The organism is Rhodococcus sp. 077-4 (genome assembly GCF_047782425.1).
GTDB lineage: Bacteria > Actinomycetota > Actinomycetes > Mycobacteriales > Mycobacteriaceae > Rhodococcoides.
The window spans coordinates 76,961-83,831 of the sequence record NZ_JAJPWC010000008.1 but is presented as its reverse complement, the minus strand read 5'-3'; the positions used below and the strand labels follow the sequence as shown (position 1 = coordinate 83,831).

General features: G+C 63.2%; 7 protein-coding genes. 2 read left to right on the top strand and 5 right to left on the bottom strand.

What is annotated here, in order from left to right; translation table 11 throughout:
* Window positions 1–470: 470 nt before the first annotated feature.
* Complete coding sequence (locus ACNEOT_RS24900) at window positions 471–1,166, bottom strand: pyridoxamine 5'-phosphate oxidase family protein (RefSeq protein ID WP_415977408.1); 696 nt, start codon at window positions 1,164–1,166, stop codon at window positions 471–473.
* A gap of 53 nt (window positions 1,167–1,219) precedes the next feature.
* Between ACNEOT_RS24900 and ACNEOT_RS24895 the strand changes: the two genes are divergently transcribed.
* Entirely contained in the window at window positions 1,220–2,662 is a 1,443-nt protein-coding gene (locus ACNEOT_RS24895) for a PLP-dependent aminotransferase family protein (protein ID WP_415977407.1), read from the top strand.
* On the opposite strand, the gene murA is transcribed toward ACNEOT_RS24895, so the two are convergent.
* A complete protein-coding gene (murA, locus tag ACNEOT_RS24890; protein WP_415977405.1) occupies window positions 2,655–3,908 on the bottom strand; it encodes a UDP-N-acetylglucosamine 1-carboxyvinyltransferase in 1,254 nt (417 codons plus the stop codon). The genes ACNEOT_RS24895 and murA overlap by 8 nt on opposite strands.
* Window positions 3,909–3,962: 54 nt before the next feature.
* Between murA and ACNEOT_RS24885 the strand changes: the two genes are divergently transcribed.
* Window positions 3,963–4,565 carry a cob(I)yrinic acid a,c-diamide adenosyltransferase gene (locus tag ACNEOT_RS24885; RefSeq protein WP_415977403.1) on the top strand — a complete coding sequence of 201 codons (603 nt, stop codon included), beginning with the start codon at window positions 3,963–3,965 and terminating at the stop codon, window positions 4,563–4,565.
* Here ACNEOT_RS24885 and ACNEOT_RS24880 read toward each other — a convergent pair whose 3' ends face one another.
* From ACNEOT_RS24880 to atpD, 3 genes are read right to left on the bottom strand one after another with little or no spacing between them, the layout of a single operon-like run.
* Window positions 4,566–5,003 carry a DUF2550 domain-containing protein gene (locus ACNEOT_RS24880; RefSeq protein ID WP_415977401.1) on the bottom strand — a complete coding sequence of 146 codons (438 nt, stop codon included), beginning with the start codon at window positions 5,001–5,003 and terminating at the stop codon, window positions 4,566–4,568.
* A 29-nt stretch (window positions 5,004–5,032) separates the two neighbouring features.
* Window positions 5,033–5,392: a F0F1 ATP synthase subunit epsilon gene (locus ACNEOT_RS24875; RefSeq protein ID WP_094675462.1), complete on the bottom strand. Its 360-nt coding sequence runs from the start codon at window positions 5,390–5,392 to the stop codon at window positions 5,033–5,035.
* A 30-nt stretch (window positions 5,393–5,422) separates the two neighbouring features.
* Window positions 5,423–6,871 (bottom strand): F0F1 ATP synthase subunit beta, encoded by a 1,449-nt coding sequence (gene atpD, locus ACNEOT_RS24870; RefSeq protein WP_027497899.1) that lies wholly within the window; start codon window positions 6,869–6,871, stop codon window positions 5,423–5,425.

Genomic DNA, 6,871 nt, shown 5'->3' with positions numbered 1-6,871 from the left:
AAAACAACACCCGACAACAACCACCACAAGCGGGCAGCTGATACATCGAATGCATTCACCAAAACAAATAATTTCGGCACTGACATTCATCGACACACTGTTGAGTTCTCAAAGAACACGCACACACTCTCACCCCACGAACACACGGTCCGTCGCGCTCAAGGGCAACTGTTCCAGCCTATCCCAGCTTGGTCTCGGACACAAGGCCCGACTCTTGGGGGATAAAACCTCGCCGAGCCACACGTCCAACCTCGTATCCCAGTCCGTGAAGACCAGGTCGGTGTCCGTCGCTCTGACTCGACAAAAGTTACGCCACCAACCACACCAACGCAAATCAGCAGGTCGAGAAGTTGGTTCACGACATAAGCGCAGCTCGAACTCGGCGCGCTGCTTCGTTGTGAACTCTGGCGCGCTGCATAGCGCGGCTGTGACGCCAGCCACAGCCCGAACCACCCCTCCCGCAACAGGGTTCACCCAGATGCTGAGTGTCCACGCATGTCGCGGACGTGCTCCGGCAAGGGGATGTCCGCCTCGACGTCAGCGGAACGTTCGGGGTCGCCGAGTGTCTCCCATACCGGCAGAACACCTGCCCACACTCCGCCCACTTCGATGTCGGAGTCATCGTCCACGGGTTGGCCGGTCCGCGACTTCACCGATGCCTCGTACAGGGGAAGCGCCAGGACGGCGGTGGCCGCAAGCTCCTTCCGCGTATGCGGACGCAAGTGCCCGCTCCGCCCAGGAACGACCTGGTCGACAATTGTGTCCAATGCTCGAATGCGTTCATCCGCGTCCTCGACTCGACGAGGCCGGCCGATCACGACAGCACTTCGGTAGTTCATCGAATGATGAAATGCAGATCGAGCCAGCACCAGTCCGTCGACCACGGTGACGGTGACGCAGATGTCTTGCTCTGGAGCGTCGACAATGCTTCGTGACGCCACTGATCCGTGCAGGTACAGCGTCCCTCCCTGGTCCGGACCCGCAAGATCGACGCCGTACGCCGTCGGCAACACGCGGGGCACTCCATGCACGGTCACTCCCATGTGGCACACGCGCGCCGCCCCGAGTACGTCGATCAGCGCCGCCCGTTCGCGACGTGCGCGCGGCTTACTCCGAATCACCATGGTTCGCGCTGTCGGTGAAAGAGGTTCGTCTTCGTTTGCCATGGTTACAGCATGTCCACCCAGTGGCCTTCAGTCATGGTCCAATAGCCTCTCAAATGACCAGGCCACTTTCCCTCGACTTCGAGGAAGGCAGAAGACCTATGCTCCCGATCTCACTGTCGATCACCATCGACCGTGCCGACCCTCGAACTCTGCCCGTGCAAGTGGCCGACCGAATTCGCTCGGCGATCGACGGTGGTCAGCTGCCACCCGATTCCCGATTACCAAGCAGCAGAACACTTTCGGTTGATCTCGGTGTCGCGCGTGCGGTTGTCGAACAGGCCTACGAACAACTCGTCGCGGAGGGATGGCTCGATTCACGGCGCGGCTCGGGCCACTACATCCGACGTGTCCCTCTCGCAGGGCGACCAACTGCTGAGCCCTCGATCGCACACACCACACCACGGACGCCTCCGCGGATATCACTTCGCCCAGGAATACCGTGGACTCCCTCGCGAGCATCCGATGCATGGCGACGCGCATGGCGCGACGTGGGCGGCTCACCCCCGCCAGGCCACTACCCCGATTCCGCTGGCACACTCGAACTGAGGACTCGCATCGCCGACCTACTTCGCCGCGCACGTGGACTGCACACCACTGCAGATTCGATAGTGATCACCACCGGCAGTATCCACGGTCTCGATCTAGCTCTGGGTGCGCTTACGGTACCCGAGACGGCCGAACGCGTTCTGGCACTGGAGAATCCGGGCTACCGATCGGCCGCTGCGCTGGCCGCTCACCGAGGTTGGTCCGTCCACGACGTACCCGTCGACCGCGACGGCTTGATCGTCGAACAGCTCCACTCGGCTCCCCCACGCACGCCGGCCGTCTACGTGACGCCATCACACCAGTACCCGACCGGTGGATTCATGCCCATCGGCCGCCGACGCGCTCTGGCCGAATGGGCGCGCCGCAACGAAGCCATGATTATCGAGGATGATTACGACTCCGAATTTCGTTACGGCGCAGCACCTTTACCTACCGTGGCCGAATTGACACCCGACCGAACGATCTACCTCGGCACCGTGTCCAAGACCCTCGGTGCCGGACTACGTCTCGGATGGATGGTGGCACCCCGCATCATCGTCGACCGCGTCACCGCAACCCGCCACGCGATCGGCGACCATCCGTCGATCCCAATCCAGCATGCTTTGACGTCCCTGCTGCGTGACGGCGAATGGGACCGGTCCGTGCGAGTGGCACGCCGGCTCTACCGCACCCGTGACCGCGCAGTCGCCACCGCGCTGTCGAGGTTCGGCGAACTCCGGGGCGTAGGGGCAGGTCTGCATACCGTCCTGATGCTCGACCCCGCCACCGCACGCGATATCGCGACCGCGTGCGCTGCCTCTGGCGTAGACGTTCCCACGCTCGCGCATTCGACCCGCTCCCCCACCGCCGAAGGCGGCATCGTCATCGGGTACGGGTCCCTCGCAGACGACGAATTCGACTATGCGATAGACGTATTGGTCGACGCGCTCGAGGCCGAGCCGCTCAGCTGACCCGCTCGATACTGCCGCCGAGTGCACTGAGATTCTCCACGAATCGTGGATAGCCGCGATCGATATGGAACACGTCGTGCACCTCGGTGGTGCCGTCGGCCACCAACCCCGCGAGAACCAGGCCGGCTCCGGCCCTGATGTCGGAGGACCATACCGGTGCACTCGAAAGCTGTGGAACTCCGCGAACCACGGCGTGATGGCCATCGGTACGCGCGTCGGCCCCGAGCCTGATCATCTCTTCGACGAACCGGAATCGTGCCTCGAAGACATTCTCGGTGATCATCGACGTCCCGTCGGCGACGGTCGCAATCCCGATGGCCATCGGCTGCAGGTCGGTAGGGAATCCCGGATACGGAAGCGTCGCAAAATTGACTGCCCGTGGACGCTCGTGCTGAACGACGCGGAAGCCGTCGGGTTCACTGGTGACCTCGGCACCGGCAGATCTCAACTTGTCCAGGACCAGAGAGAGGTGCTTGGGGTTCACCCCACGCACTTGCACATCTCCACGCGTCATCGCGGCGGCGATACCCCAGGTCGCAGCGACGATACGATCACCGATGACCCGATGGGTCGTCGGCTTCAGTGCACTGACACCACGAATGGTCAGAGTCGACGTACCCGCTCCGCGGACGTCGGCCCCCATCTCGTTGAGCATATTGCACACGTCGACGATGTCCGGCTCGCGCGCGGCGTTGTCGATCACGGTCTCACCCGTGGCGAGCACTGCAGCCATCAGGATGTTCTCGGTCGCACCAACGGACGGGAATGCGAGCCTGATGTTCGCGCCGCGTAATTCGTCGGCTTCGGCAACGACACAACCGTGCTGGATCTCGCTGCGCGCTCCGAGCAGTTGGAGACCGGACTGATGCATGTCGAGGGGGCGCGAGCCGATCGCGTCACCACCGGGAAGCGCGACCACAGCTCGCTTGCACCGGGCAACCAGAGGTCCGAGCACACACACCGAGGCTCGGAACTGGCGCACTGCTGCGAAATCGGCGTGATATTTCGGCATGGCCGGGGTGGTGATGTGAACCACCGAGCCCTCCAACTCGACCTCGCAGCCGAGGCCGCGCAGCACCTCGGCCATCAGTGGCACATCGAGGATGTCGGGGCAATTGGTGATCGTGCTGGTGCCCTCGGCCAGCAGCGCCGCAGCCATCAGCTTGAGGACGCTGTTCTTCGCACCACCTACCGCCACCTCACCGACGAGGCGGTTACCACCGTTGACCAAAAAGCGTTCACTCACTTCGACAGCGTAGCCAGCGGGACCGACTCACACCCGCGCGGTACCGTAGCCGGCATGGCCGTCCACCTCACCCGCATCTATACGAGAACCGGCGACGACGGGACCACAGGACTCAGCGATTTCTCGCGAGTGTCCAAGAACGACGAACGACTCATCGCCTACGCGGACTGCGACGAGACCAATGCCAGCCTCGGAGCGGTTCTGGCCCTGGGCCACCCGCCCGAAGCGGTCCACTCCGTCATTCGAGTCATTCAGAGCGATCTGTTCGATGCCGGGGCCGACCTCTCGACGCCGGTCGTCGAAAATCCGCAGTACCCACCGCTGCGCATCGACCAAAGTTACATCGACCGCCTCGAAGGCTGGTGCGACGAATTCAACGAGGATCTGCCTGCGCTGACGTCGTTCATCCTTCCGGGCGGAACGCCGTTGGGAGCACTGCTGCACGTATCGCGAACGGTGGCTCGACGCGCTGAGCGATCGGCATGGGCTGCGGTGCACGCAAGCCCGGAGACGACAAGTGCATTGCCGGCGAAATACCTCAACCGACTTTCGGATCTGCTGTTCATTCTGAGCCGGTACGCCAATCCGGAGGGCGACGTTCAATGGGTGCCCGGTTCCAGTCGGACGTCGAGCGATTCGACCGGCGACGCGAGCTGATCACGCAGCCGGGCGGCGGCGGCGCGAGCGACCCGAGGGCCGAGACTCGACCCAGGACAGGAAAGCGGTCAACGCACTTCTGTCCAACGCGATCTCGAAATTCTTACCGTGGTCGGACAGCTCCAACACGGCAATGTCCGGTGTCATGATGTCGAACTCGGTGTCCCGTGGAGCTCGCCGATCCCCCAGGTGAATGTCCTGCCTGCCCAATCTGTGGTCCGGGCCAGGACGCAAACTCGACAGTTTGAAGAACACCAAGGTGTTGTCGCCGTAGCGAATGATCCCGTGTCGCCAACCGGAACCACCGTCGGACGGCAGAACCCGCATGATCGCCGCGGTACCCCCGCGCCGGAGAACCACCAGACGGTACGCAAAAGCCGCGACGAGCACTGCGAGCAGCACAACCAGAATGATCAGAGCAATCAATCCGGTGTGCATCGCAGGCCTCGTCGCGGCTTCTGGTGAACCTAGGACCGCTCGACAGCGCGGATACGACCCTTGGCCACAGCGATGGCCTCCAGGTCGTCGCCGTTCTCTGCCACTACAGCCCGTGCCGCTTCGACGTCGATGTCGTCGGCGAAATCGGCCGACTCCGCCAACACGGTGACCGTCTTGCCGGTCACCGACAGGAAACCACCGTGGACGGCAGCGATGAGCTTCTCGCCGTCCGTCGTCGTGATCGACACCGTGCCACCCTCGATCAACTGCCCGAGGACAGGCTCGTGGCCCAGCATGATGCCGATCTCACCTTCGGTGGTCTGAGCGCTGACGATAGTCGCGGTACCGGACCACAGCTTTTGCTCCACAGCGACCAGGGAGACCTCCATGCCGCTCTTCTCGGAAGAAGTCACGTCGGTCTACTTTCCGGCCATCTTCTTCGCGGCTGCCTCGACATCGTCGAGACCGCCACAGCTGTTGAAGGCCTGCTCGGGAAGGTGGTCGTACTCACCCTTGGTGACCTTGTCGAATGCCTCGATGGTGTCGGAAAGCGACACGACCGAACCGGCCTCGCCGGTGAACTTCTCGGCAACGATGAAGTTCTGGCCGAGGAACTTCTGGAGACGGCGTGCGCGGCCGACCAGAACCTTGTCCTCTTCCTGAAGCTCGTCCATACCGAGGATGGCGATGATGTCCTGCAGCTCCTTGTACTTCTGCAGGATCCGCTTGACCTCGTTGGCGACGCGGAAGTGCTCCGCACCGACGATGCCGGGCTCGAGGATGCGCGAGGTGGAACTCAGTGGGTCCACAGCGGGGTAGATACCCATCTGCGAAATCGGACGCGAGAGCTCGGTCGTCGCATCGAGGTGCGCGAACGTCGTGGCCGGTGCCGGGTCGGTGTAGTCGTCGGCGGGAACGTAGATCGCCTGCAGCGAGGTGATCGAGCGTCCACGGGTCGAGGTGATGCGCTCCTGGAGCTCACCCATCTCGTCCGCCAGCGTGGGCTGGTAACCGACAGCCGACGGCATACGACCGAGAAGGGTCGACACCTCCGAACCTGCCTGCGTGAAGCGGAAGATGTTGTCGATGAACAGAAGAACGTCCTGTCCCTGCACATCGCGGAAGTACTCCGCCATGGTCAGTGCCGACAACGCCACGCGCATACGCGTGCCGGGCGGCTCGTCCATCTGGCCGAAGACGAGGGCGGTGTCCTGCAGGACGCCCATCTCTTCCATCTCGAGGTGCAGGTCGGTGCCTTCACGGGTGCGCTCGCCGACTCCTGCGAACACCGAAGTGCCCGAGAACTCGCGTGCAATACGCGTGATCATTTCCTGGATCAGCACGGTCTTGCCGACTCCGGCACCACCGAACAGACCGATCTTTCCGCCCTTGACGTACGGGGTCAGAAGGTCGATGACCTTGATGCCGGTCTCGAGGATCTCGGTCTTGCCCTCGAGCTGATCGAAGGCTGGTGGCTTGCGATGGATGCCCCACTGCTCGCCGTCGCGGCCGAGTCCGGGGGTGTCGAGGCAGTCACCGAGGGCGTTGAACACGTGGCCCTTGACGACGTCACCGACGGGAACCGAGATCGGCTTGCCCGAGTCGACGACTGCCGTGCCGCGGACGAGTCCGTCGGTGGGCTGCATCGAGATGGTGCGGACCAAGTTGTCGCCGAGGTGCTGTGCAACCTCGAGCGTCAGTGTCTTGGCCACGGTCGGCAGAGTGATCTCTGCGTTGAGGGCGTTGAACAGTGCGGGAATCGAGCCGCGCGGGAACTCGACGTCCACAACGGGGCCGATGACCCGAACGACACGGCCGGACTGTGTGTCCGCTCCGCTCGCGTTCTCTTGGGCTACTGCTGCGGTCAT